Consider the following 25,999-nt stretch of genomic DNA (forward strand, 5'->3'; position numbering starts at 1 on the left):
AAAATATGCTTTTTAACAGATAGACAGATATGCGTCGTGAAGTCGCTGTGCGCTGGCTTCAAGCGCTGACTGTTCGTCCTTGGGAAGTTCGCCTTCGATGATTTTTTCGACACCGTTTCTGCCGACAATGCAGGGAACGCTCAAACAAGCGCCGTGCAAGCCGAATTCTCCGTTTAGAGCCATCGAGACGGAGAGGATGCTGTGTTCATTCCGCAGAATGGCGCCGGCTATTCTGGTAAGGGCTAAGCCGACGGCAAAATAGGTTGAGCCTTTGTAGTCGATGATATGATAGGCGGAATGGCGTACTTCGTCCAAGATTTTTTGCTTATCAAAGTGAATGCCTGAATTGCACGTGCCGTTTCCGCAATATTCATCGATGCGCCGTCCGGCTATGGTGGTCATCGACCATGCGGCAAATTCGCTGTCACCATGCTCGCCGAGAATGTACCCGTGTATATTACGGGCATCGACGCCGCATTCTTTGCTGAGTACGTAGCGGAATCGCGCGGTATCCAAGACGGTGCCGGAACCGATAACCCTTCCGCGATCCCAGCCGCTTGCTTCGAGCGCCACCTTTGTAAGAATATCGACGGGATTGCTCACAAGCAGCATGACGCCTTTGCAGCCGCTTGCGGCGATTTCAGTCGCGATAGTTTTGATGATGGCAGCATTGCGCTTAAGAAGGTCTATTCTTGTTTCTCCCGACTGCTGTTTTGCACCGGCAGTTATGACGATAATATCGCTGTCGGCATAATCGGTTTGACTGCCGGTGTGGATATCAACCTGCGGTAAAAACGGCAAGCCGTGGACAAGATCCATCGCCTGCCCTTCTGCAAAGTTTTTATTCATATCGGTTATTGCAATCTCATCGGCAAAACCGCTTTGAGCCAACGCATACGCAAATGTAGCCCCGACAGAGCCTGCACCGACAATCGTTACTTTCCGTTTTTTTTGATCCATATAAAAACCCTCCCTCTATAATAATTGAAGTACCGCTTACCAGTCAAAGAAGTATAAGCAGTTCCATGTATCAAGTATTATACACTTTTGGGGAAAGAAATTATAGAGAGCCTAATTGTAACTAGATACAGTTCGACAACTGGTAATATCGATGCATAAGTTTTAATGAAAATTGATACCTTATTTTTGCCGATTATGACCGTTTTTCAAGCCATTTTTGCTTTCGTGACGCATATAGAACATATATTCATGGAGGAGCAAAGATGAATGACACAAAAACACTTACACTGAGAAACGACTACCTATTTAAGCTCTTGCTCGGTTCGGAAGAGAATAAAGCCTGTTTGCAAGACTTACTTGAATGTATCCTAGACATTCCAACAAGAATTATTGCTGATCTTGAATTGCTGGATAAAGAACTTACCAAAGATGCGGTAACCGATAAAACCGGTATTCTTGATGTTAAACTGCGTTTGAAGGATGGAACTGCCATCGACATTGAAATCCAGAACTCTTGGTCTGCCGAGTTTATTCCACGCACTTTGTTTTATTGGTCTAAAATGTACATTGCAGAATTCAAAGAAGGAGAGCCGTATACTGGGCTTACGAGATGTATTACAATCAATCTGGTCTCGCAAGGATTTAATATGAATACTGCGGTTCATTCCGCTTATAGCATACTTGAGCAAAAGAGTTATCAACAACTAACTGATTTACTAGAGATACACTTTCTTAATCTATCGGCAGCGCAAGCGCTTGATATACAGAAAGAACCTATCGAAAAACAGCAAAAACTGATAAACTGGTTACGGTTTATAGCGACAGACGATAAGGAGGAGCGAGCTATGCTAGCAATAACCTCACCGGTATTACAAATACTGAATGAGAAAATAGATGTTCTCAGCTTGAATCCTGAGGAACGGAAACTATATGAATCGCGGATGAAGCTCAAAAGCGACATTGCGACCATTTCTGAGGTTCAATTCAAATCCGGTCTTAAACGCGGCCTTGCCGAAGGCGAAGCTCGCGGTTTCCATCAAGCAAATCTCGAAACGGCAAAAAATCTTTTGGGGCTTGGCTTATCAGTTGAAACCATAGCCAAAGCGACAGGGCTTTCTCAAGCAGAAGTGGAGGCGCTTGCTTGAGCAAAGAGAACTTAAAACAATTTTCGTGCTAAAACAAATGCCGTACTTGAAGCTGAGGAATTAATAATCACCTGTAGTAATAGCTTTTCTTAAAATACTGTTTATTCTCGTCTGATAGCCTTTACCTAAAGACTGGAGTACAGCAAGAATATCCGCATCTATTTTTATAGAAATTGTTTTTTTAACGGGTGTTACATTCCAATATGCTTCATGCGCCGGTCTAAGCCTTGCAATTTGTTTCTTTGTCAGTTTTGGACTATCCTCATCATACAATATAGGATAATTTTTTATTTCTTCCAATCTTTCAGCCGTTAATTTTTTTGAAGTAATCATAATATGCCTCCCTCAAGTCTTTGTCTGCTTGCCGCGCAGATATTAACCGTATTCTGTCTTTCTTTTCAGTAAAAAAGACCAACACTATCAATATTCCGTTCAAATTGCCGATTCCGTAATATCTATCTTCTGTTTCAGAATGCTCAAAATCATATCCTGTTAAAAAGGCTGGGTCATCAAATACTTCCAATATCTCTTCAAAATCTATTCCATGCTTTTCAATATTAGCAAGATTTTTGTCTTCGTCCCACTCAAAACGATTATCTTTACTTATAATTGTTTTTCCCATAAGAAAAATATATATTGATGAGGATATATTGTCAAGGATATTATTAAAAGAAAATATTTTTCATTAATAGGATTATCCACCTGCAGAAATCTGCTCAAGCGACAGGGCTTTCGCAACAGTTACCGTTGCAAGTGATATTTGCATAATGCCCTCTCTCAAATTTCAATATCACAACTAAATCTAAGGAAAACCTCTCAAAATTGAAGTTTTAAGAGGTTCCTATATCTTTTATTTTTGTAAAATTTTCAATATTTTTAATAAAATAATATGCAGCATCTTCATCATGTTGATAGAGATTGAATATTAGACAATGGGGAGAACTGATATCTTGCTTAATATCAATATCCAAAAATAAGAAATTTTTTATGTCCTTTTCAAGTTCTGAGTACTTTATTTTTGCAAAACAGCCTTCAGGTTTCAAGTTAAAATTATTATTTTGTAAATATTCCTTTAAATTTTTTAGTGAATCATTTGGAAAAATTCAAATTGATGAACAGACAATTCTTTTTCATCTTCCGGCCTTTTTAAATCAATATTTTTCTTTCTAAGAAAAAAAGCGCTTGCACAAACTTGATTATCTTGCATCTGCGTTGGTTTGCAATATCTAATAATTGAATCAGTTTCTTTATTCATTTATAAGCCGTAAGAATGCATCGGAAACTTCTGATATAATACCAGAAACTTTAATCACACATTTGTCCTGTTTTATCCCTGTCAGAGAAATAGTATCATTTGTTTTAAACAGCAACATTATAATATTATAATTGTTATAATCTCTCCATTCAAATAATATATTACCTACATTGTCTACACTTACTAAAGGAGTTTTTGTTGTTTTTATATATTTTATAAAATGATTTACGGTATTCTTTGATAAATTGAAAATTTCTTTATCCTGATCCTCATCAAGATTATCAAATAAATATTTTAATCTTTCAGAAATTAATTTTCTATAAGTTATATATGAGCCTTTCCTTATTGTCTTTTGAGTTTCTCTTTTAACTATTGTGAATTCAAGAAGCTCACTTTCTCTTGTAAAAAATTCTTCAGGTTTATTAAAATAAGACTTGTATTTTTGAGGAACATAATAATTTGTTTTTAATACATTTCTAAGCATTTTTATTCACTTATTTCTTTCAATACATCTTGTATTGCTTTCGATAAATCTTTTATCATTTTTTTATCTAAAGCATACGAACCAATAACATTTGCCTTATCCTCATAATCTATATCTACAAAATCTAACATAGCCATATTTCTTTTATTAACTCTGATCACAAAACCGGACGGTAAAACAGTAGGAATTTTTTTATTTGGTTTTTCTCTTTTTTCTGCCATAATAATCTCTCCTATTTAATTTATTTTAACATATTGTATTAAAAATGAACAGTATTGCGTAAACAAGTAGAATTTTTTATAACATCTCAACTGATGCGATACAACAAAACAACCAGCTCGTCCTACCCCGCTGCCAAAACCTTAGTAAAGGAGCAAATCGCACCCTACCCATAAAAAAAGCCGTTTTATGCAGAATTTCTTCAACATAAAACGGCTTTTAGCTGGGCACGAAATTACCAATTACCCATTCGTATATTACAAATTAAATTACTTCCACCCTATCGTATAAATTACTTTTACCGTACCCTTTGATCTTGTACTAGCTTCATTCTCTCCACCATCGTCCATATTTTTATATTTTTTGTCTTCGTCATGTTTATAGCCGTTGTTATTAACCGTATACGTAATAACAAAGTCTTTTTCTTCGCCATCGGCAAGGGCAAAGTTTTCGTCACAGGAGATCGTTACACGTTCCGGCTGATTAAGTTGTAGTGCAGCTGCATCTAAACGCCATGTTCCGGTAGTTTCGTTGTAGACAAGTTTAATGATGCTGTTATTATCTAAGGGCTGCTTGGGGTATACCGGTCCACCGCCAGCCGTTGTCCATTCCGATCGCCAATAATCAAGCCGGTTTGATTTTATCAGATAGGTTTTAAATACAATATCCATTTCTGAAAAATCAGAGAAATCCTTAGCTAGCACAACATTATTGTCTTCCTTAGGAATATGTTCCCCTACTTTTATGTAATCGTCCTCTTTCACATATTCACCGTATCCGCCGTCAAACCAACCGCCTGAACCGCTTCCTTCAAAGGGAAAGTCGTATTTCCATTGTATGTTGCCCGTATCGCCATTTGCATTTACCGTAACGGCAAGATCATGAGCAAAATGAGCACCGTCAATATATTTATGATTCTTATGATCTGCCCAACCTGCCGTTGACCATGACTGTAAATCTACATTCTGTATTTTAGGTGTTACGGTAAGGCGCATCTTCGGCTCAAAAGAGACGGAAACGGCGACATTTTCGTTTCCGACCGTTAATTGCGCCAAGGTTTTATCCGGCAGTGAAGCCTCAGGCATAATACCTGCCCATTCTTTGACAATGTGCCGCGGCTCGGGGGTTGCGATAAATTTAACCACACCGCCTTTTTTTACGTAAGAACCCGAATCTATTACCTTTCCGTCATAAAGGGCGGTAAGAGAGCCGCCGTTTCCGTCCACGGTAAAGATAACCTTATACGCTTCTTCCACCATTATTTTAGCCCTTTTGGTAAAAACAGACTCAGTTTTCTTGCCGTCTACTGTGTTATTGGTGTTGGTAACTTTGCAGTAGTAATATTCGGTCGTTACCGATGCAGTATTAACAGTAAAGCTGTAAGAAGCCTCTGTTGCACCATCAATCAATGTACCGCCAGCAGTACTATCGGTAGTGTTTTTATGCCATTGATATGAAAGTTCACCACCGTCTACCGAAACCGCTTCTATACCGAGCTTTATTTCGGCAGTGACATTTATCGGAACGGTTTGGCTTTCAGGTTGTTTTGTTATTTTGGGCGGCTCGGCATCAACGCTTATCGACCCCGTTCCGCTTAAAATATACAACCGTGCGAATTCCGATTGTACCTCAGTACCCTGTTCGTTAGCGGAATTCGTGTTTTTTATGGTACAATAACAATATGCGTTTATTTCAGAGGATGTATCCGGCGTATAAACGGCTGCATTTGCCCCTGAAATTTCTTCTACACTGCCGCTTTCCTTATCCTTTTTATACCATTGATATGAAAGCACCTCTCCTTCCGGAACAGGTAAAACCTTTACTTCAAGCGATACGGCATCTCCCACTCGCGCATAAACGGAAGCAGGCTGCCCTACGATAACCGGTTCCGATACCGTATAATGGGGGTTTACCTCCGTGGTAACTTCCGTCTTCTTTATTATGATATTTTTTCGATACGGCGAATAGCCCGCTTTTCCCGGACTTCTACCGGCAGGTTTGTCGTAAGCGGGGTTTTTCTGTGCATGGTAATTCGCTGCATTTATATTATCCTTTATCCATTGATACATAACAACAGATCCGTCTTCTTTTACATAGCCGACAGGGTCGCTCATATAAAACGGTTCTGCAAATTGGATGTGGTCTCCTATAGAAGCAGCAGCATAGTCAGTCCATTCCGTAGGGAGCTTGCTGCCAGCAATACTTTTTATCTTAGCCGGATCACTATAATAAAAAAGGAACTTTGAGTACCGGTCTACACAGAACATGGAATTGTCGGCTTTTATCCCCATTGAAGCATCTGCGGTAAACCGGTAAAAATAGAATCGGTTATCATGAGGATTTGGTGCAAGTTCGGCATCGGTACCGTGTGCACTCCCTCGGTCTTTTCTGGTTTTATACCGGTAGATTTTTACATTGGAAATTGCTTTAAGCCCCGAACCGATTCCTGAAGGAATGTTTTCGACCATTTCGGGACTTCCACCCCAGCTGCCCGTGCGGAACTTATATGAGGCAATAATACCCGACATAGAAGGCATGTGCAGAACCCATTCGTCGAATTTGGACGCGGGGAACTCATAATTTTCATCGTAATGGTCAAATGGATTGACTTCTTCGGTTACGGTCGTAACCTTTACAATGTACTTTTTGTTGCCGTGCTTATCCCGCGGATTATATACCGCCGCAGCGTCTTTTTTAAACGTAAACTCGCGCTCCCATTCTTCGTATTTTCCTTCTTTTGCAGAAATCTTAAATTTTGCGGATGCGGTCTTTCCCTTAAATACCAGTTCCGGCGGCGTCATTTCCGCAGCTATATAGCCGAATGTCTTAAACGATAAGATTATATCGTCCGCGGTAAGCTTCTCCGTATTTTCCGGTATGCTTATACTACCGGCGGTATTGCCGGGCACGCCCCGTACATATACGGCTTCAAGCTCTAAGGCTTCCTCTCCATTCTCTGGTTTTTCGGCTCTGGTTACGCTGATAACATGTGCAAAATCTTTATATTGCCCCTTCAGTCCCCTAACAAACAGTTTGATTTCGGTTTCTTCGTTCTCCTTTAAAGACACGGGGGCGTTTTCCACTTCTACCGGTATTACGGTTTGAGTTTCACCGTATAAAAATTCAGCCTGAATTTTGGAAGCAACAATAACGTTTTCTTTATAAGGAACCGTAACGCTTCCCGCCATTGCGTCGATACCGCAAACGGTAAGGCGTTTTAATTCCAATTCGTATGGTTCGTGTTGCGTTATATTTATTATTTTTTCCTGAACAGCATATTTCCCGTCAGGATCCGCTATTTTTATAGTAACGGGAACAACCTGTCCGGCGCTTAACGGAACACTCCCTCCGTTAACCGTTACCTCCACCGGGAGCGCTTCTTTATGGGACAACGAGCTGATCGCCGTAACCGTTATGTTCTCGGCCGTTATTTCTGTAACATCGGCAGGAACAGTAACGACATAGCTGTTTGCCTCCGAGAATTTCTTTATTTTATCCGCATCATCGGTCGGAGTTTCCGCCAGAACAGGGACGACATCCAATCCTTTTACCTGTATGCCGGTAATAACAAAACTGCCGGAAGAGGAGGATGCCGACCGCGGATACCACGGGGTACCGATTGCCGGTTTACATGCTGAAAATACAAGCGCTGATACTACAGCAAAAAATACTAAAGTGATCGTATCGATAATCTTTTTAGACAAACGCATAAGAACTCCTCCTTATACTTTAAACGTCAACCCGATTGTTATACCAAAATCGAGTGAATTCATATAAAATGAATTAATAGGGGTATTTACCACATCAACCGTGATACCTTTTGCCGCTCCACCAGCTTTTGCCGCATCGATAAGCTTTTGCGGCATGGTTACATATTTCGGCTTATATATGGTATATGACAAGAAACCGCCTAATACAATTTCCATATTGGACAGAAATGGCTGATTATACTCAATAAAACCCTTAAAGATAAACCCGACAGGGTTAATTTTTTTCATCTGCTCTTGCGTAATTAAGAGCGTTCCCGTTTCGCTGGAAAAATCAAGCTTTTCTTTTTTTAATTCTTCCACTTCATCCGGAGTAAGGTTTGTGTACAATTCATAGATAGGCTGCGGATCAAGCGGCATCCTGATGCCGGTGTTCAAGCCTAATGACAAACGGTTGCGCAAAAAATATGAACGAACCCCTGAGGTAAGGGTCAGCACCGGCGTCATGTGCACACGGCAAAAAACATCGATTTGTTTTCCTTTACCCCCATTCAGCTTATCATTAAATTGACCGGATATCTGTCCCGAAAAGCCTTGCCCAAGTCCAAGCGCAAAGCTCCATCCCAAGCCGCCGAATACCGAGTTATCTTGCAAGCGAAAGTAGCGTATCGAATCAAAAAGATAGGTTAAATCAGCTTCGCCGGTAGTAATATAGCCAAGCATTCCCTTCATTCTGTTGCCGCCTAAGTAGTCCAGATCCTTCTTATTTATCCGAGGATCGGTAAGAGAGCCGGTTAAATTTGCCTTTAGTCCCAGCGTAAAGCCGGAATCAAATGCATATAAATGGATAGCAATTACGGTCAACAGTACCACCGCAACTGCTTTTTTATGTAAATGCATAGTTTTCTCCTCATTTTAGATACCACCGGGCATACCTACGTGCTATTTAAAATAGTACTTGTTTATGCTATCGGCAAAATATATAGTTTGTCAAGACACCAACTCGTTGTCAAATCAACCGATTTATGACGGCAGCGGAAAAACTCGATTATAACGCTTTAACTCCATCGTCTTTACGCTTATAACCTCTTTTTGATATAGTGTTGATAATGAAACAACGTATTGGCTTTTTATATCTAAAAACAGGCGGTGGACATGTTTCCGGCGCAAATGCACTTATTGCACGCTTAAAAGAAAAATATCCGGATAATGCCGAATATATACCGCAAAACGGCTTCAAGAATTCCAATCGGATTTCGCGTATTTTTTTTGAAAAAGGATATCTCGCAACTTCAAACTACTTTGAACTCGGCTATGTCGCATTCTATCAATTAACAAAATCGAAAACCGTTTTGACATTTTGTAGATGGCTGTTGCGCCCGTTTATTGTAAAAAATCTGGTAACATTTCTTAAAGCCGAAAAAATCACCAAACTGATTTGTTTACACGAAATACTTATCCCGCTTGCGCGGATTGCAATCGATAGAGTAAACCCGAACATTCCGTTAATTTCTATTGTGATGGATCCGTTCACTGCACACCCTTCATGGTTTTATGCAAAGGACACCGAGCTTATTGTCTTTTCTCAAAAACTACAAAAAGAAGCAGTCGTACACTACGGCTTTAAGCAGGAACGAGTTCACCAATTTCCCATTATGCTTTCACGAAGTTTTGATCGGCGATATACACTTGAAGAAAAAAATGCCGCTAAGAAAAAACACGGCATTCCGCTTGATAAGAAAATTGTACTGGTTGTCGGCGGCGGAGAAGGGTTAAAAGCGACGCTTGCTATTGTCAACGCTTTTATTTTTCAGCGCTGTCCTGCTCATTTAATCGTTATCTGCGGCAAAAATAAAGTGTTAAAAACGCAACTGGAAATTCTCCTTAAAACCACGAACATTTCCAATATTCAGGTATTCGGTTTTGTTTCGTTTATGCCCGACTTAATCAATGTGTCCGACTGCGTCATCACAAAAGGCGGCCCCGCTACCGTTATGGAAACACTGTCAGCCGGTAAGCCGTTAATCCTTGCGAGCTATGTCCGCGGACAGGAACTCGGGAATATGCTTTACGTTGTAAATAACAATCTCGGCTGGTATATTCCGAAACCACGAAAGATAATAAAAAAAGTAAAAGAGATAATCGCCGATGATTCCATATTGAACTCTATAGAACAGAAAATCGACACGATGCATATTCAAAACGGACTGGAACCCATTGCCGATTTTATCTATCGTTTTCCGGAAGCATAGAATGAGGGAGAGAAAGTATGGCAGATGTTTCTACGGGAGTAACATACACCATACAGTAAAACTTACATCCTCATTCGTACTTTTTTTGCAATACCGGGAAACCCTTTTAATTTGAGCACAACGCCATCTTCAATTAAAAAAGAGCCTTCAAAAGTACCGCAGATGGTTTTATAGTCCCGCCGCCAGACGAGGATATTCAGATTCCGCTGCGAAATTGCACTGGGGGTAAAGGTTAAATCGACCATGCTTTCGGTATCTTGAATAATCCAATTCTTAGAAGAACCGAACGGGTACGTAATACGCACCGGCGGTAATGGAATGCGTTTTCCACCGTAAAATAAAATATTGTCGTTATAGCTGTAGCTATCAGGAGCGATGGAATTACTTAAATGGAAGGAAACTTGGGTGCCGTCAATAATGCCCAGTCCGATAACAACACTCCGCTTTGTACGGGGAGGCGTATAGGTTTTTCTAAAATCTAAAAAGCCGACCGCGGTCGTTTTATTTAATTGTATATCTTGATTATGTCCAAACGTAACCCAGCCGTTTACGGCAAATGATCGGAAATACACGGCTTGGCACCGGCGGCTCACAAAAGCAGGAATGACAGCAGAATAGTCGGTGCATTGCGACGAACGCGAATCAAAATCAAGCCTGCCCTCGCATGACGGCCGGTCGTTGGCAGCAAGAAAATCGAAATCGGCATAGAGCATCCCTTTGGAAAGGCGGGAAAAAATGCGAACATATCGCCGTTTAACGCGGCAAGTTGCAACGCTGTATGCAATGTATTTAGGCAGATGCACAAACCCCAGCGGCAAAAGTTGCCGGTAGGCAAGCAAGCGGTTCGTCTGCCGGTTCCACAGCGTTGTTTCCATAAAAGCAAAATATCCGCCATAAAAAAATTCAATTTCGCCGATAAGGTTATCATCGCAAAAAAGGAGCCGCAATGTGTCGGTTATGCGGATATCCGTAAGAAAAGTAGGAAACGGTAAATCGCCAAACGGCTTCTTGACGCCTCGTATGTCAAAGGTATGGAACATCCCCGAGTACGACCCAAACAGCGGTACTGCATTTTCGATGGGGCGGCGAGGAGCCGGAGTAATAATGCGGGTATAAGGAACTTTTTGTATATCCATAGTAATAACCTAGCAATCTCGTAATTATCTAATAGAATCGATCCTGCGGCGTATCAAAATACGCACCAAGTTCTTGGGAACGGTATATCCCCTTATCGGTTACAACCCCACGGATAAGCTGAGGCGGAGTAATGTCAAACGAGGGATAGATCCCTTTTACCGCAGGATGAGTATGCCGTACTCCATGGCACGAAAGCGTTTCTTCAGGGTTACGCTGTTCGATGCGGATATCGGCGGCGCTTTTCTTATCTGCATCCGGTATGCCGGTTACATAGTACGGTATATCGAACCGTTCTGCAAGCAGGGCTATCTGAAACGTGCCGATTTTATTCGCGATATGCCCGTCCCGCGTAATGGTATCCGCTGCCGAGGTAAAAAGATCAACTTGCCCTTGCTGCATCATATAGGCAACCATATTATCGGTAATAACGGTGGTGTCAAACCCCATATCGGCGGCGCAGCTTGCAGTTAAACGGGCGCCTTGCAAGAACGGCCGCGTTTCGGCACAGATTATTCTAACGGGATTATTGCGCGCGCGGGCTGCCTTCAGCATCATCCCGACAATCGTTTCCCCAAAGCACTGGGTAAGAACGCCGCCTCCTTGCGGGAAAAGCTCTGCAAGATAGCTTCCAACCTTTTCCATTATACCGTAGCGCCGATTCAGCGAATCTATTGCAGTGTTAAAAAGGGCGGTTACTACATCTTGCCCCGCGTTCAAGGCATTTTCAGCCACAGCAAGACTGCCTGCAGTAATTTGTCCCATTCTGTTTGCCGTCGTCGGACGGGCATGAGCCAACCCCTGCGCCGCCTCTTCAAGAAAGTGCCGCTGCTTTTCCGCCCCTTCATTCCGTACTTGATATGCAGCAAGCGCCATCCCCATAGCGACAGCCGTGTACGGCCCGGCGCTCTGGGTTACCATATCGGCAATCGCCTGTCGGACTTCCTGCCACGAAGAACATTCAACATACGTTATTTTTTCGGGATAGATGCGCCGGTCAAGGATTCTGACACGTCCTTTTTCATACCATGCGACATTTTCGTATTGCAATAAAAATGCAAGTTCTGCGTCTTTTCGTTCCATGTTTCATTTTTAGTAGTTTTGATAGATTGAAGACCGGTGGATTAACAAGTGGTGAATTGAAGAACATGCCGGCGAAGGGACTTGAACCCTTACGGAGTTGCCCCCAATAGATTTTGAGTCTATCGTGTATACCAATTTCACCACGCCGGCTTTCGAGGGGATACTTTAGCATATTAAGTTTCTTTTGTAAAGTAGGCTATGAACTTATCGTCGTATCTGATATACTCGCACCGATTATGGATATATCTTTTAGAGATTTGGGACTCGATGAGTCCGTGTTGAATGCGGTAGCGGCAAAAGGATTTGAAGAGCCGACGCCCATTCAAGTGTTGGCAATTCCGCGCCTCTTAAACGGCGATGCGAACGTTATTGCAAAGGCGAGAACAGGTACCGGTAAAACCGCCGCCTACGGATTGCCGCTTGTACAGGAATTGAGGGAACCGCGAGAAAAACCGCGTGCGTTAGTACTGGTGCCTACTCGCGAACTTGCGCTGCAAGTCGCTTCGGAAATAGAATCGTTTAAGGAAGGAACCCATCCCCGTATCACGACCGTATACGGCGGCGCGTCGATTGTCGAGCAATTACGAAACTTAAAACGCGGGTGTGAAATTGTTGCCGGAACCCCCGGCCGTGTTATCGATCATTTGGAGCGCGGCTCGCTGAATTTGGACAGTATCGAATATTTTATTTTAGATGAAGCTGATGAAATGCTGAACATGGGCTTTATCGAAGATATCGAAACGATATTCAAAAAAGCAAATCCCGATTCGCGGGTGCTGATGTTTTCGGCGACGATGCCCAAGCAGATTTTGAAAATCGCTGCCGACTTTATGGGCGAATATGAAATTGTAGAAGAAGAGGCGTCGGAAGAACCGCTGCCGCTTACCGAACAGTTTTTTTGGATGGTGAGGGAAGAAGATAAAAGCGAGGCCTTGGTGCGCCTGATCGACACCGCCGAAAACTTTTACGGGCTGGTCTTTTGCCAAACTAAGGTTGACGCCGATGCGGTTGCGAAAGAGCTTGACGAACGGCATTACGAAGCCGCCGCTTTGCATGGAGACATCCCGCAGGGACAGCGCGAAAAAATCTTGAGCCGTTTTCGGGCAGGGAAAACCCGCATTCTCGTTGCAACCGATGTCGCCGCCCGCGGTATCGATATCGAGGGGATTACGCACGTTGTCAACTATTCCATTCCGTATGACGGCCCCACGTACACGCACCGTATCGGTAGAACCGGACGGGCGGGGGCGAAAGGGACGGCGGTAAGCTTTATCCGCCCGAATGAGCGGCGCAGGATCGACTATTTGCGCCGCCATGCGCGAGGCGAGTTGCAGGAAGGAAAAATTCCTTCTATAGAAAAAGTCCTCGCGCAAAAACAGGAGCGGCTCTTTTCCGATCTGCGGCGGCAGTTGGACACCGTCCGAGCCGAACATACGATCAACAAGCCCTTTATCGAACTTGCCCGGGAACTCTTAGCCGGAAATAAAGCAAGCTTTGCCGCCACTGAAGAAAACGCCGCCGTGTCCTACAGCGAGAATACCGAAAGCGGCGTCAAAAATATTGACAGCCCTGCGGATAGCATAAACGCCGCCGATAACATAGGCGCGGCCGCAAATACTGCAAACGTTGACGAAGCCGTTGCTTTCGGCGCTGAGGCCGCGGTATCTAGTGCCAAGAATATTGACAGCGTCGAAGTGCTTGCCGCCGTGCTACAGCTGCACTACGGTTCGGTGCTGTCTGCTTCCCATTACAGAAATATCAAAGTACCCCGTACCGAAGACAAGCGTGGGAAATCTTCCGGCGGGAATACCGTCCGACTTTATATCGGATTAGGCAGGAAGGACGGGACAAGCAAGCGGAGCCTCGCACAGTTTTTCAGTACGCTGCTTTCCATTCCGGAACACGCGGTTGACCGTATCGAATTATTCGACCGCTTTTCGCTTGCGGATTTACCGGCCGATGCCGCTCACGAAGCCCTGAGGCTTTCAAAGAAAAAAGCCAATATGCCGCACATCCACATCGACACAAAATCGGATCCTGTAAACGAAAAGCCCCCGCACACAGCCGGTTATGCAAAAAAAAGCCCTTCACGAAAGCTGCGTGAAGGGAACCGGCGCGAAGCCTTTTTCCGCGAAAAGGATACGAGAAAGAAACATCCTGTCAGCACAGGCTCCGCCGCCGCCTATAAAAAGCGGAAATAGTCTGTTGAACAGTGTACGTCCGTGTACACTGTTCAACGACGAGATTTGTGTATTATAGACATTTATGCAAAAGTTCGGGATTACGGAATGCTTCGTCTATAATGCGGCTTAAAACTGAACTATACCCTTTACCAAGCGCTTTGACCTTTTCGGCTGTTTCGGGAGAAAGCCGGATTGCTACAACCTGTTTTTTTCGGAGCTTGCGCTGTTCTTTTGCGATACGTGCAAATTCCTTTAGTTGCTCTTTGGTTAGCGGCGGGCAATCTTCATCGTATACAATAGGCTTTTTTGCAGCTTGTCTGATCTCTTCAATTTGTTCTTTGGTAGGTTTTTCATTACCATACAAAACCGATGTAACTATTGCCATAGAGTCTCCTTTCCGCTTTAGTGGCGGGTCTTGCAGATATAATCCGTGTTTTATCGCCTCGTTCGGTGTAAACAACAAATAGTATTTTATCTACTTTTCCTATTGTGATAAGGCGATCTTCCATACCGCTGTGGTTTGCATCAAAAAATTCGAGACGATTGTTATCATTGAAAACGAGTTTTGCCGTCTCAAATGAAATTTTGTGTATTTTTATATTGCGTTGTTCTTTTTCATAATCCCATTCAAAAAGACGCTGTGCTATTTTATCGTTTTCCATAGTTTACTATACAATATGTAATACTTTTTGTCAATTTTTTCATAAAAAGCCATCTTATAGCCTTAGAATTATAAGAGGGCTTTTTATGAAAGAGATACAGTACGTGTGAGTGTTGAGTATCGTTCTTTGGATATACAGCACCGCCATAGATGGCGGGGAAGCTAAGCAGCAGCGATGTTTTTGCACAGCAAAAACTCGCGTTCAAAAATTGACAAGGAGGTCAATTTTTGAACTTGCCACGTAGCGATGCTGATGTATTGAGGATTAATTTGTGTGCGGCAACGAAAAGAGTATCCCCCTGCCAGCGCTTTTGAAAATACCCTGTTGAACAGCGCACATTCATGTACGCTGTTCAACGACAAGTTTTTCTCACGAAAAACTTGCTGCTGTGTGGAACCACCGACATCCGTGGCGGTTCTGAAAAGCTTTTGCCGTAAGCCTTTTGAAAATAGACGGCGCAGATACAAGGAGTTTAGCAAAAGCGAAGCGAAGACGTACTTACTGTACGTTGAGCATTTATTTCGGCGTAGCGACAACGCAGATGTGCCGTATATTTCAAAAGGTGGTTAGCCTTTGCGGGATTCATAGACAACCGACCCCCCAATAAAGTATTTGGAAAGTCCGAAGAAGATCAGCATCATCGGGATGCTGGCAATAACGGCGGCTGCCATCATTGCACCTTCGTCGGTGCTCCGTTCTGCCGTAAACGAGGTGATATACTGCGGGATGGTTTTCATCGTATCGGACTGAGAAACCAGCAACGGCCACAGCAGGTTATCCCACTGCGTTCTAAACGAAAGGATTGCGAGCGTTGCAATAACAGGTTTACAATTCGGCAGTACGATATGCGAATAGATGGAAAACTCATGCATACCGTCCACACGCGCCGCATCCAAAAACTCATTCGGAAAGGTAATAAGGTATTGGCGCATCATAAAAATACCGAATGCGCTCACCATAAAGGGCAATATCAGACCTGTGTATGTATTTTGGATATGCAGCTTCGTCGCAATCATGTACAGCGGTATCATAATTGCCTCAAACGGAATCATCATCGTTGCCATAATCAGCATAAAGATGAGGTTTCGTCCACGGAATCTGAATTTAGCCAGTCCGTAACCGGTGATGGATGCGAGCAGAACCGTGGTAAATGATACGCTAATTGCCACGATAAACGAGTTGATAATATTCCGAACGTAAATGTAATTGCCGTCATTGCCTTTAATTGCTGTTATAAAGTTGACATACTGCCAGCTGTCGGGTATCCATTTATACGGCATCTGCATAATCTCTTTTCCCGACATAAATGAAGCGGTCAACATAAAAATCAGTGGCATTACGGTAAAAGCAGCAAGCGCCAGCAATAATACTATTTTGATAACCGAAAGCACTCCTGTCGTCATAGATTGTTTCATATTTAACTCCTATGCGTCTTGCGGCGCTCTCTTAATAATCCGTCTCGTCGGGCTTTGACGAGCGGAATTGTAGCCATGTTAAAAAGAGCATGATCAAAAATAATACGATACTCATTGCACTTGCACGACCAATCCGCTGTAACTTAATACCGGTTTGATAGATATTCAACGTGATAACGTTAATCGGTCCGAGCGAGGCTCCGTTCTGGGTAAAAAGATATTGGGTGCTGAACGTTTTTAAACACTGCAGCATCGCCATAATTGAAACCAATACGACCGTCGGTTTCAGGAGCGGTAGCGTAATCGACCAAAAGACTTGGAATCTATTTGCACCATCGATTAAAGCTGCTTCGTATACTACCGGAGGGATGGTCGAAAGACCGGTAATAAAAAGAATAACAAAGTATCCGATATATTTCCAAAAATATACAATCATTGTAGAAAGTTGAAGCATCGTACTGTTTAGCAACCATTGATGGTCAACACCAGGCGTGGAAAGAAGTTTATTAATCCAGTAATTTCCCAATCCGCGAGGGTCAAAAATAAGCAGCCAAATAGCAGCGGCGACAACCGACGATAGAATAGCAGGCGTATAATAGGCTATCTGAAAAACTTTTTTTAAACTGTTCCGCTGCAATGAGCTGATAAGCACCGCAAACAAGAGACTTAATATCACGAGCGGTATAAATGTTCCGAGCGTAAACACAACCGTTGCACGCAGTGAATTTAAGAAGGACATCGGATTATCGTATCGGGAAGCGTCAAAAATATAGAAATAATTTTGCAGCCCTACAAACTTAGGGGGAACATTGCTGAGTACACGCTTATCGAAAAAACTTTCGATGAACGCATTTATAATGGGGTAAAAACTGAATACCGTAAAAAACAACACTGCGGGAGTAACGAAGATAACACCCCACCGTGCGATTTTTTTTTCGATACCGCCGCTCTTTTTTGAGTTAGACATAACCGCTTTTCCTTTACCGATGAATACTAGACCTGTTCAATAGTTTCGTTGTCGAACAGATTTAATCAACATACCCCGACGCAAGCGTCAGGTACCGTGCTCAATGTTTCGCACGGTATGTTCTATAAGGTGGTTGCAGTCGGCTTTAATACCCTTTGTTACGACGCAAGCGTCGGGGTATTAAACCCTCCGCACGAATAAAACAGCCTCTAAAAACACCGTTTTTTAGAGGCTGTTAATGACTGTTTTAACTATTTGTTTTCTTCGTCAAGAATTTCTTGCGCCGTTGCCCGCAAAGAATCCAGCGCTTTTTCGGGAGCTACGCCGGACAGCATAACCGATTCAACTGCCGAGCGGATTGCTGTTTGCAGCTCTGCACTGTTCGCTCCGTAGTACACCATGTGACCTTTGTTCATATCGTTGATAAACACATCGGAATACGGCATATCTTTGAGTGTTTGCGATTCGAGCAGGGCCTTGGTGGGCTGGATAATGTTACCGCCTTCCCGCAGATAATCTTCCCCGTGCTTGAGTAAAAAGCCGATGAGCTTCCATGCAGCCTCCTGCTTCGCCTTGGAAATATCGTTGTTAACCATTAAGAAATGTCCGTAATAGCAAGCGGGAACTTCTTTAACTGCGTCTTTAAATTGAGGGAACGGAACAACCATCCATTCACCACTATTATAGAAGTCGGGATTATCCTTGCGGATTCGTCCCTGCTGGTATAAACCGGTCGTTGCCATTGCAATATCGTTATTGTCTTTGTTGAACAGGTTACGTGCGCTCTTGTAGGTAGGAGAACCGAGGTTCTTTCCGGAGGGTCCCCAATCGCGCATAAAGGTAAGGAACTTGATCCATGCTTCATCCCCGACAATCGCTGTTTTGCCATCATCGCTGATCAGTTGACCGCCGAGCTGTTCCACCATCGGAACAAAGGCAACAAGATAATACGGATAGCGGAAATCGAACCCTCTGCGTACCAGAATATCACCGTCGCGGATAACCAATTTTTCGGAAACGGCAACCATATCCTCCCATGTTTTGGGATAATCTTTTTCGGGATCCAAACCGGCATCGCGGAAAATTTTCTTATTGATATAGATACACCAGTTGGTAATTTCAAGCGGCAAACCGTATACTTTTCCGTCTTTCGTTACCGCATTGAGGATTTCCGGCAAATAGCTGTCATAGATAGCAGCCTGATCCGCATAACCGGCAGCTTTGGGATCGACCGGAGCAACTCTGCCATTCGCAACGTAAGAATATTCATCTTCAATAGACAAATTGAAAATATCCGGCCCCTGATTAGCCGCAAAGGCAGTCTGTACCAGCTCAATCAGCTTTGCAGCGCCCTGAGTTGTCCGCTCAACTTTGATATTCGGATTATCCTTTTCAAATTCGGCGATAAGCTTTGTTTCAAGCTCGGTACGGGCGGGATCTTCATGCGTCCAATAATGAAGCGTAATCGGCCCCTCTTCCTTTTTTTCCTGCGTACACGACATAAGAGCTACAATCATCAGCCCCATAGACAAAACGCCAACCATTTTTTTTAACATAGGTTCCATACTCCTTCTTGCCCTCATCTGTAGATTTTATTTGTTACGTTGAGAACATCTTTTCTATTTTCTCACACTATCGCTGAAAGGTCAATTAGAAAAACAAGACATTGGGAAGAAGAGATACCGCACGAATAAAAAAAAACGGCCGCGCGTTATGCACGGCCGTTAGCGTTAAAGTATTCGTTCTATACGCGGATTACTGTTTAATCGTAAATGTACCTTCGTTTATAAAGCGAGATTGCCCCGTTACTCCGATTGACGATGCATTTTCATTTGCACTGATAGGCGTTCCGTTGATTGACAGAGAACCTACCGTCGTTGTCGCGCCTTTTTCGTTGCTTACGAGAACGTAGAAATTTTTATTCGTATTTTCAACCGATACTTTTCCGCCTATATTGACGATACCACCTTGAACGATAAACTGTTCATTGCGTACGTCTTCTGCCTCAGGAGCAATACCGGGCTTGCCGCCTTTTCCCATATCGGGTCCCGGCGGTACCGCGCCGATAAACGGAGCAATTTTTCCGTCATTGTATCCGCTGATTTTGACATCACCTTTTACATAGGTGCCGAAGCCATCAAAGGCTGCACTTTGAAAAAATGCGTTTTTTCCTTTTGCAGTCACTTCTACCGAACCCATCCTCGAAATTGTTTTTTCCGCACCCGTCCATCGATTATGCCCCGTCGCGACGATTGCAGCGGCGCCTCTGTTTGGACATTCCACTTTTACCTTGCCATCGACAGTCGCCTCGAAAACACCTTGCACGGTGTATATCGCGGAAAGCGGACCGTCTTTGTCTTTTTCGGCTGCATTGTAGACATATACATTGCCCAAGCGAGCTTTCGGTCCTGTCTCCGTTACTTTACCGCCGAGAATACCGCGTGCGGTATTAAAATTCGCCAATGCAACGGTTGCATCCGCTGTCGTTCCTTTATTATTGCATTTTACGATCATATGATCGACGTCGATTGTACCGCTTGGAGCGACATAGTAAAAGCCTGCCGTCGCGTTATTTCTGTAGCCGGGGCTTCCGTCGACAGTACCATCGGGATTGTAAATTCCTTCGATTCCTTCTGCAACGATTTCGATCGTACCGAGTTTAATAAACGGTTCATCAATCCAATCCATACCGTCGGAATATTCTCCGCGGTCGAATTCGTTGATTGCAAAGATTGCGTTTCCGTGTATTTTATTTAATCCGTGAATGTACAATCTACCTCGCCCTATCAACGTCGAACTGCCGCCTCTGAGATTTCGTACCGTGCGGATTTTGGCAACGCCTGCACCGGCACCGCATGAAATTTGGAGATCACCGTCAATGCGGATTGACCCCGCGTACGGACTCGGATTCCCATCTGCTCCGACGGATCTGCCGTCTGCAAGCCAGAGAACTGCTGAATCGTTTGCGTTTGCATTGTTTGAACCGAGTATGAGCGTACCACCCTTATCGACATCGATCGCATGATTGAACGTATCGTTTAAAACACTTGTCGCGGCCGTGTCATTTGCTTTTTGCGACACTTCAGGATTGCTTGTTCCGGTACCGCCGACGATAAAATGAAACGTATCGAAATCATTGACGGTTTTTCCGCTCCATATTTGAAGCTTTGCCCCCGATTTTACTTTAATAAATTTTCCTGCCGGAACGAAAAGTGTTTTTTGTCCGTAAGATATAACTTTACCGGGTACGCACACTTTGACGTCTGCACCGCGTTCGATGACGACACCGTCAAACGGCAAACCCGTATCGGCCGCTTTCCATTCGCGGATATCACCGTTCAAAAAACCGATGGTACTGTTTGCCGACCACCCGCCGTTAAAACCAAGCAGTGCGTTCATGTCTTCCTGATTTCGAATGACACGAACACGATCAGTCAGTACTGTAGCGCGGGTCGATACGCAAGATGCGAGAATTGCGATGAATGCCGCTGTAAATATCAGTCGGATTCCCTGTTTCTTCCACTTATTCATATAAACCTCCTCCATAAAAATTTTCTAATTTCAAATATTTCAATCAACAACCCCGACGCAAGCGTCGGGGCACAGTGCTCAACGTTTCGCACTGTGTGTTCTATAAGGTGGTTGCAGTCGGCTTTAATACCCTTTGTTACGACGCAAGCGTCGGGGTATTAAACCCTCCGCACGAATCAATAACCGGATTATCCACCTCAATCTTATCGTTGTCTTGATAAGGAGCAAGCGTCGACACCATACGCATCACGGCATTTGATCGATTGATAATATAATGAACTTCCTTAGGTTCAATATGGATGAATTGTCCCTTTGCCAGATGATGCACGACGTTATCGACAACAATATCTACCTCACCTTCAAGGATATAAAAATTTTCTTCCATTATGTCGTGATAATGCGCTCTAAAATCCTGTCCCGGTTGGAACTGCACTATCGCAAAATTCATTCGGGGGCCTTTCATCAAATACTTCGGCCCGTGATCCTGAAAACGATACTCTTTATCTTTTTCATCTACTATAAACATATTATTCTCCTATTATTTCTATTTTCCGGTAATGCCCGGCGCAACCCACATGTACTGCGTGATGCCACGATCGCTCAAATCGAGTTGGGCATCGTATATATTCCGCCATATCTTGTACATTTCCATGTATTTTTTATGATGTTCCATATTCGGCTGTAGTGTCGTTTCGATTTTCACCATCGCCGCCGCCGCTTCTTTTATGCTGCCGTATATACCGACACCTGTCGCTGCAAGCATTGCCGCCCCAAGCGCGGTTGCTTCTTTTACGACCGGTATGCGCAAAGGAACGCCGAGTGCATCGCATACGATTTGCGCCCACAACCGGCTCTTCGCAGCTCCGCCGCCGAACGTTACCGCGGACGGCATTCCGCCGCCTTTTGATGCAACCAGCTGCATATGACCGTAAGTGATCAGCGCAGTGCTTTCGAGGATGGAACGGTAAAAGGTATATTTATTGAACAGCTCCGCTTCAAAGGTGAAGTTCGTAAACGTAGGGGCTGCATGGCGCCATGCAGAAAAATTCATAACATCGCTAAATGTGCAGAACATACCGTTCGAACCGACCGGGATTTTTTCGGCGCGTTCATCCATCAGCGCATAGACATCTTTACCTTGCGCGGCAGCTTCTTTTTGTTCTCCGGTACAAAATCCGTCGCGGTACCAGCGCATCATCAGGCCGGGCTTAAATGCAAGTGCTTCATACTGCCAAAGGTTCGGCTGTACATGGCAGTTCACCCGTATATCGCAGTCGTCCGATATGCTTCCGCTTGCGGTGTTATATTCATATTGCCAAAATGTCCCGCCGAAAACAGCCGCTTCGTTCGCTTCCGTTACGCCGACTCCGATTGTGCCGAGCTGAGCATCTCCGCCGCCGACAATAATAGGGGTTCCTTCTTTCAATCCGGTTTCTTTAGCGCCCTCTTTGCTGACGTGGGAAACGAGCGTACCGCATTCCTGTACCAGCGGGAAGATATCGCTTTTAAGACCGCAACGCTCTGCAATCGTTTTATCCCATGTCCGCTTTGTCAATGAAAAAAGCCCGCTTGTAGAGCCGTTACTCGGTTCCACAACCAGTTTCCCGCTCATTTTATAGATGAGCCAGTCGTTAAACATACCGATAGAAGCAATGTTCTCATATACTTCCGGCAAATTATTTTTTACCCAAAGGATACGCGGCAACGCACTGAGCGAATACGTTTGTCCGGTCTCAAGGTAGAGTTCATGTTCAAGGGAGAGCGACTTTTTTTTAAGCTGTACCACTTCGTCGGTACTACGCGCATCGACATTGGCACATGCCCAGATTTCTTTTCCTGTCTTATCGTATAAGATAATCCCTTCGCGCATACAAGTTGTCGAAACGGCAACGATGTCGGCATTGTTGATGTGTGATTTTTCCATTACCCCGGCGATACAGCGGCGCGCATAGTCCCAATTTTTTTCCCAATCGAAGTTCATACTCCCGGGATATTTCGGATCTTCAAGATGTTCCCATTCTTGCTGCACGCATTCGATTTGATTTCCGTTTACATCAAAAATGACAGCGCGAACACTCCCCGTACCGGCATCTATAGCCATCAAATACTTTTCACTCATAGTACCTTCCTTTTGTGGGAAATTTTATCTAAAATTTCCCACAACTTTTTCAGAATAAAGGCAAACGCATCAGAGGCGAGTAGAACATATTCGCAGAATAAGAGGCTGGGCGACCATTTGAACCGCGAAGAGGTTCAACTCTGGTTGAACAGACTCTTATTCTGCGGGACTGCTAAAAAAAGTCTGATGCGTTTCACCTTCCTTTACTTATTTTCGATAAGCCACTCTGCGGTTGCTTCATCCGTTATGAGAATATTCGGGTACTGTCCCCGAAGCGCCGCTCTGATTGCGGTGCGTTTGACCGTTCCTGCAGCAACAGCAATGACATTGTGCAGTTTCTTTAATGCTTCCGGTGAATATGTGATAAGGCGTTCTTCGGTAGAAACCGGAATAAAAGTTCCGTTTTCGTCAAAAAAATGAGCAAGCACATCACCCGCAGCGCCGCGCATTTTGAGAAAATCGAAATCGTTTTTTTGTATGATACCGGACTTAATAACAGTCGCATTATCATCCATACCGCCGATGCCGATAACCGAACAACTTGCCGTCGGGTGCATCCGCGAAATTTCAATAACGGCCGTTTCTTTTTTGATTGCGTCAACAATTTCTTTTGTTGATGCAACGAAAGGAGCCGGAATAAGGTAGAGTGATGCATTTCCGGCAGAGAGCTGTGTGTTGAGCAGATAAATACTCACTCCACCGGTGAGCGAGATATACGTCGGTTTCTTTTTTGAAATTTGTGAAAAATAGTTCATAAACCGTCCGGTCGTATCACCATATCCGATATTGATGATGGGTGTGTCGGAAAAGTGTTCGTCGATGTACATGGCAGCCGCCTTCGCAACCGCATCATTAAGCGTTTCGGGGGTATGGCGTTCATCGGACGGGATTACAAAGGCATCATCAAGCCGGTAGATATCGATTAGCTCTTGCTCAGTTTTCAACCTGCCTCTAAAATCGTTATGAATGCTGATTTGCACAACGTTTTCCCGTTCAGCCTTTTCAAGCAATCTTATAACACGCATACGGGAAATACCGAGCATATCAGCTATTTCTTTTTGCGTTTTCTTTTGTATGTAATAATACCATGCAATACGTACGATAAGCTCTTTTTCCCAATCATCCGCCATTGTATTTTTTTCTCCCAAACGAACAAAATATCACACTATGAACATATTATCACATTAGATCTAAAAAAACAAGATTTAACTAACAGATTATTAGGACTAAATATTCGTTTTCTTCATAAATTAATTGATAAAACTTTAAAACAGCAAGAAATCTCTATCTCGCTGAAATTTTGCTATTTTATCAAATATACATTTGACAAATCGTTTTTTTCGTCTTATACTTAATTTATTGATAAATGTTCATATCAAGAACAAAAGTTCTTTAATTTTTACTCTTGAGCGAGAGAGGAAACAACCTATGGATGAAAACGCAGCGCCGTTGCTGTCGGTAAAGAAAATCTATAAATCTTTCGGTTCCAATGCCGTACTTAAAGGCGTTGATCTTAATGTCTACCCGGGAGACATCCTTGCCCTTATCGGAGGTAACGGCGCCGGTAAAAGCACGCTGGTAAAGACCATTATGGGAATAAACAGACCGGAAAGCGGAGATATCCTTGTAGACGGAAAACCTATTCATTTCGGAAGTCCATCGGCCTCGCTGCATGCGGGAGTATATCTTATACCGCAGGAGCCGATGCTTTTTTCAAATATGACGCTTGAAGAAAATATTTTGATGGGGATTCCCGGTAAAAAGAAAGAACTTCATAAGCGTCTTATGGATATTATGCAGCAGCTCGGCTGGAAGCTCGATTTTGATAGAACAGCGCGTACGCTCTCGATTGCGGAACAGCAGTTGGTAGAAATCTTACGCGGTCTGATGCGTGAGGCGCGCATCATGTTTTTTGATGAACCGACGTCTTCACTTACGTTTGAAGAGGTTAACTCTCTTTTTAACATTATCGCCGAATTGAAAAAAAAGAAAGTCGGCGTCATTTATATAACACATCGTTTAAATGAAGTATTTGCTATAGCAAACCGCATTGCGCTTTTGATAGATGGTACTATTACGATGGATGGCGACACCAAAGACTTTACATACGATATGTTGTTAAAAGGACTCGCACCTGAAAGTGTCGAAAAAATGCTCGAAGAAGAAACGATTGAGACGACGGAAGTTGAAAAAAAAGAACCGGTACTTTCACTTAAAAATCTCAGCGGTTACGGTTTTGCCGATGTCAATCTTGATGTCTATCCCGGAGAAGTTCTCGGTATGACCGGTGTCGTAGGAGCCGGTAAAACGGAGCTCGCGACGACGCTTTACGGCCGCGATAAGGTACTGGACGGAAAAGTGTATTTAAACGGAGAAGATATTACGGGGTTGAAGACTAAGCGGATCATTGCAAAGGGGATCAATTATCTTCCCGAAGACCGGTTTTTAAACGGGATTTTTAAATTGACAACGGTGCGTAATAATATTACTTCCATAAGACTTACAACGTTAAAGCGAATGCTTATCAATAGTGTACAAGAAAAATCGCTTGCAAAAAAATACATCGATGAATTTCATATTAAAGTTACCGGCGACGGCCAGATAATGGGTTCTCTTTCCGGCGGCAATCAGCAAAAAGTGATTATCGGAAGATGTTTTTCTACAAATCCGCACCTTGTTATTCTTGACGAACCGACGCGCGGTGTTGATGCGGGAGCACGCAGCGATGTGTACGCGATTATCAAAGAGCTTAAAAAAACAGGCGTAGCTATCTTACTGATCAGTTCCGATATGGAAGAAATCATTACGATGAGCGATCGGGTCGTTACCATGTACCGTGGTAGAATTAATCATGAATTCAAAAGATGAAATAAACGAACAGGC

The 25,999-nt window shown here is 43.5% G+C and carries 24 protein-coding genes and 1 tRNA gene; 4 read left to right on the top strand and 21 right to left on the bottom strand.

All coding sequences use genetic code 11. The features are described 5' to 3' along the window. Positions 1 to 12: 12 nt before the first annotated feature. Positions 13 to 960: an L-lactate dehydrogenase gene (locus tag DWB79_RS02535; RefSeq protein WP_016522486.1), complete on the bottom strand. Its 948-nt coding sequence runs from the start codon at positions 958 to 960 to the stop codon at positions 13 to 15. Positions 961 to 1,223: 263 nt separating this feature from the next. On the opposite strand from DWB79_RS02535, the gene DWB79_RS02540 reads away from it, so the two are divergent. After that, the gene (locus tag DWB79_RS02540; protein ID WP_016522487.1) at positions 1,224 to 2,105 is read left to right on the top strand and encodes an Rpn family recombination-promoting nuclease/putative transposase; all 882 of its coding nucleotides are present in this window, start codon (positions 1,224 to 1,226) and stop codon (positions 2,103 to 2,105) included. Between the two features lie 60 nt (positions 2,106 to 2,165). Here DWB79_RS02540 and DWB79_RS02545 read toward each other — a convergent pair whose 3' ends face one another. From DWB79_RS02545 to DWB79_RS02580, 8 genes are all read right to left on the bottom strand, one after another. Further along, on the bottom strand, positions 2,166 to 2,438 hold the full coding sequence (locus DWB79_RS02545; protein WP_016522488.1) for a BrnA antitoxin family protein: 273 nt from the start codon (positions 2,436 to 2,438) through the stop codon (positions 2,166 to 2,168). Further along, a complete protein-coding gene (locus DWB79_RS02550; protein WP_016522489.1) occupies positions 2,410 to 2,727 on the bottom strand; it encodes a BrnT family toxin in 318 nt (105 codons plus the stop codon). Before DWB79_RS02550 ends, DWB79_RS02545 begins: the two co-directional genes overlap by 29 nt. A gap of 208 nt (positions 2,728 to 2,935) precedes the next feature. After that, the gene (locus DWB79_RS02555; protein ID WP_040858961.1) at positions 2,936 to 3,148 is read right to left on the bottom strand and encodes a hypothetical protein; all 213 of its coding nucleotides are present in this window, start codon (positions 3,146 to 3,148) and stop codon (positions 2,936 to 2,938) included. 38 nt (positions 3,149 to 3,186) lie between these two features. Further along, a complete protein-coding gene (locus DWB79_RS02560) occupies positions 3,187 to 3,360 on the bottom strand; it encodes a hypothetical protein (protein WP_156831490.1) in 174 nt (57 codons plus the stop codon). Further along, positions 3,353 to 3,844 carry a hypothetical protein gene (locus tag DWB79_RS02565; protein WP_016522490.1) on the bottom strand — a complete coding sequence of 164 codons (492 nt, stop codon included), beginning with the start codon at positions 3,842 to 3,844 and terminating at the stop codon, positions 3,353 to 3,355. Before DWB79_RS02565 ends, DWB79_RS02560 begins: the two co-directional genes overlap by 8 nt. A 2-nt stretch (positions 3,845 to 3,846) precedes the next feature. Continuing rightward, positions 3,847 to 4,065: a hypothetical protein gene (locus DWB79_RS02570; protein WP_016522491.1), complete on the bottom strand. Its 219-nt coding sequence runs from the start codon at positions 4,063 to 4,065 to the stop codon at positions 3,847 to 3,849. Between the two features lie 267 nt (positions 4,066 to 4,332). Further along, positions 4,333 to 7,773 carry an immunoglobulin domain-containing protein gene (locus DWB79_RS02575; RefSeq protein WP_016522492.1) on the bottom strand — a complete coding sequence of 1,147 codons (3,441 nt, stop codon included), beginning with the start codon at positions 7,771 to 7,773 and terminating at the stop codon, positions 4,333 to 4,335. Positions 7,774 to 7,785: 12 nt separating this feature from the next. Next, positions 7,786 to 8,670: a hypothetical protein gene (locus tag DWB79_RS02580; protein ID WP_016522493.1), complete on the bottom strand. Its 885-nt coding sequence runs from the start codon at positions 8,668 to 8,670 to the stop codon at positions 7,786 to 7,788. 209 nt (positions 8,671 to 8,879) lie between these two features. On the opposite strand from DWB79_RS02580, the gene DWB79_RS02585 reads away from it, so the two are divergent. Next, a complete protein-coding gene (locus DWB79_RS02585; protein ID WP_016522494.1) occupies positions 8,880 to 10,022 on the top strand; it encodes a glycosyltransferase in 1,143 nt (380 codons plus the stop codon). Between the two features lie 62 nt (positions 10,023 to 10,084). Here the strand turns inward: DWB79_RS02585 and DWB79_RS02590 are convergent, their stop codons facing one another. The 3 genes from DWB79_RS02590 to DWB79_RS02600 all read right to left on the bottom strand — a co-directional run bounded on the left by DWB79_RS02590 (position 10,085) and on the right by DWB79_RS02600 (position 12,389). Continuing rightward, entirely contained in the window at positions 10,085 to 11,158 is a 1,074-nt protein-coding gene (locus DWB79_RS02590) for a DUF2804 family protein (protein WP_016522495.1), read from the bottom strand. Between the two features lie 28 nt (positions 11,159 to 11,186). Then, on the bottom strand, positions 11,187 to 12,239 hold the full coding sequence (locus tag DWB79_RS02595; protein WP_016522496.1) for an S-methyl-5-thioribose-1-phosphate isomerase: 1,053 nt from the start codon (positions 12,237 to 12,239) through the stop codon (positions 11,187 to 11,189). Between the two features lie 66 nt (positions 12,240 to 12,305). After that, a tRNA-Leu gene (locus DWB79_RS02600) sits at positions 12,306 to 12,389 on the bottom strand. 86 nt (positions 12,390 to 12,475) lie between these two features. Here DWB79_RS02600 and DWB79_RS02605 point away from each other — a divergent pair. Continuing rightward, positions 12,476 to 14,440 carry a DEAD/DEAH box helicase gene (locus DWB79_RS02605; RefSeq protein ID WP_016522497.1) on the top strand — a complete coding sequence of 655 codons (1,965 nt, stop codon included), beginning with the start codon at positions 12,476 to 12,478 and terminating at the stop codon, positions 14,438 to 14,440. A gap of 52 nt (positions 14,441 to 14,492) precedes the next feature. Here the strand turns inward: DWB79_RS02605 and DWB79_RS02610 are convergent, their stop codons facing one another. The 9 genes from DWB79_RS02610 to DWB79_RS02650 form a co-directional block, all read right to left on the bottom strand. After that, positions 14,493 to 14,807, bottom strand: a complete 315-nt coding sequence (locus DWB79_RS02610) for a BrnA antitoxin family protein (protein WP_016522498.1) — start codon at positions 14,805 to 14,807, stop codon at positions 14,493 to 14,495. Next, on the bottom strand, positions 14,776 to 15,084 hold the full coding sequence (locus DWB79_RS02615; RefSeq protein ID WP_016522499.1) for a BrnT family toxin: 309 nt from the start codon (positions 15,082 to 15,084) through the stop codon (positions 14,776 to 14,778). Before DWB79_RS02615 ends, DWB79_RS02610 begins: the two co-directional genes overlap by 32 nt. A gap of 566 nt (positions 15,085 to 15,650) precedes the next feature. Beyond that, on the bottom strand, positions 15,651 to 16,499 hold the full coding sequence (locus DWB79_RS02620; protein ID WP_016522500.1) for a carbohydrate ABC transporter permease: 849 nt from the start codon (positions 16,497 to 16,499) through the stop codon (positions 15,651 to 15,653). A 31-nt stretch (positions 16,500 to 16,530) separates the two neighbouring features. Continuing rightward, the gene (locus DWB79_RS02625; RefSeq protein ID WP_016522501.1) at positions 16,531 to 17,466 is read right to left on the bottom strand and encodes a carbohydrate ABC transporter permease; all 936 of its coding nucleotides are present in this window, start codon (positions 17,464 to 17,466) and stop codon (positions 16,531 to 16,533) included. 251 nt (positions 17,467 to 17,717) lie between these two features. Then, positions 17,718 to 19,022, bottom strand: a complete 1,305-nt coding sequence (locus DWB79_RS02630; RefSeq protein ID WP_016522502.1) for an ABC transporter substrate-binding protein — start codon at positions 19,020 to 19,022, stop codon at positions 17,718 to 17,720. Positions 19,023 to 19,221: 199 nt separating this feature from the next. Further along, on the bottom strand, positions 19,222 to 20,997 hold the full coding sequence (locus DWB79_RS02635; RefSeq protein WP_016522503.1) for a hypothetical protein: 1,776 nt from the start codon (positions 20,995 to 20,997) through the stop codon (positions 19,222 to 19,224). 136 nt (positions 20,998 to 21,133) lie between these two features. Then, a complete protein-coding gene (locus DWB79_RS02640) occupies positions 21,134 to 21,523 on the bottom strand; it encodes a cupin domain-containing protein (RefSeq protein WP_016522504.1) in 390 nt (129 codons plus the stop codon). Between the two features lie 18 nt (positions 21,524 to 21,541). After that, a complete protein-coding gene (gene lsrK, locus DWB79_RS02645) occupies positions 21,542 to 23,116 on the bottom strand; it encodes an autoinducer-2 kinase (protein WP_016522505.1) in 1,575 nt (524 codons plus the stop codon). Between the two features lie 203 nt (positions 23,117 to 23,319). Further along, positions 23,320 to 24,246, bottom strand: a complete 927-nt coding sequence (locus DWB79_RS02650) for a sugar-binding transcriptional regulator (RefSeq protein ID WP_016522506.1) — start codon at positions 24,244 to 24,246, stop codon at positions 23,320 to 23,322. A gap of 298 nt (positions 24,247 to 24,544) precedes the next feature. Here DWB79_RS02650 and DWB79_RS02655 point away from each other — a divergent pair, with 298 nt between their 5' ends. Next, on the top strand, positions 24,545 to 25,984 hold the full coding sequence (locus DWB79_RS02655; RefSeq protein ID WP_252722491.1) for a sugar ABC transporter ATP-binding protein: 1,440 nt from the start codon (positions 24,545 to 24,547) through the stop codon (positions 25,982 to 25,984). The last annotated feature ends 15 nt before the right edge of the window (positions 25,985 to 25,999 follow it).

The organism is Treponema medium (genome assembly GCF_017161265.1).
Classification (GTDB): Bacteria; Spirochaetota; Spirochaetia; order Treponematales; family Treponemataceae; genus Treponema; species Treponema medium.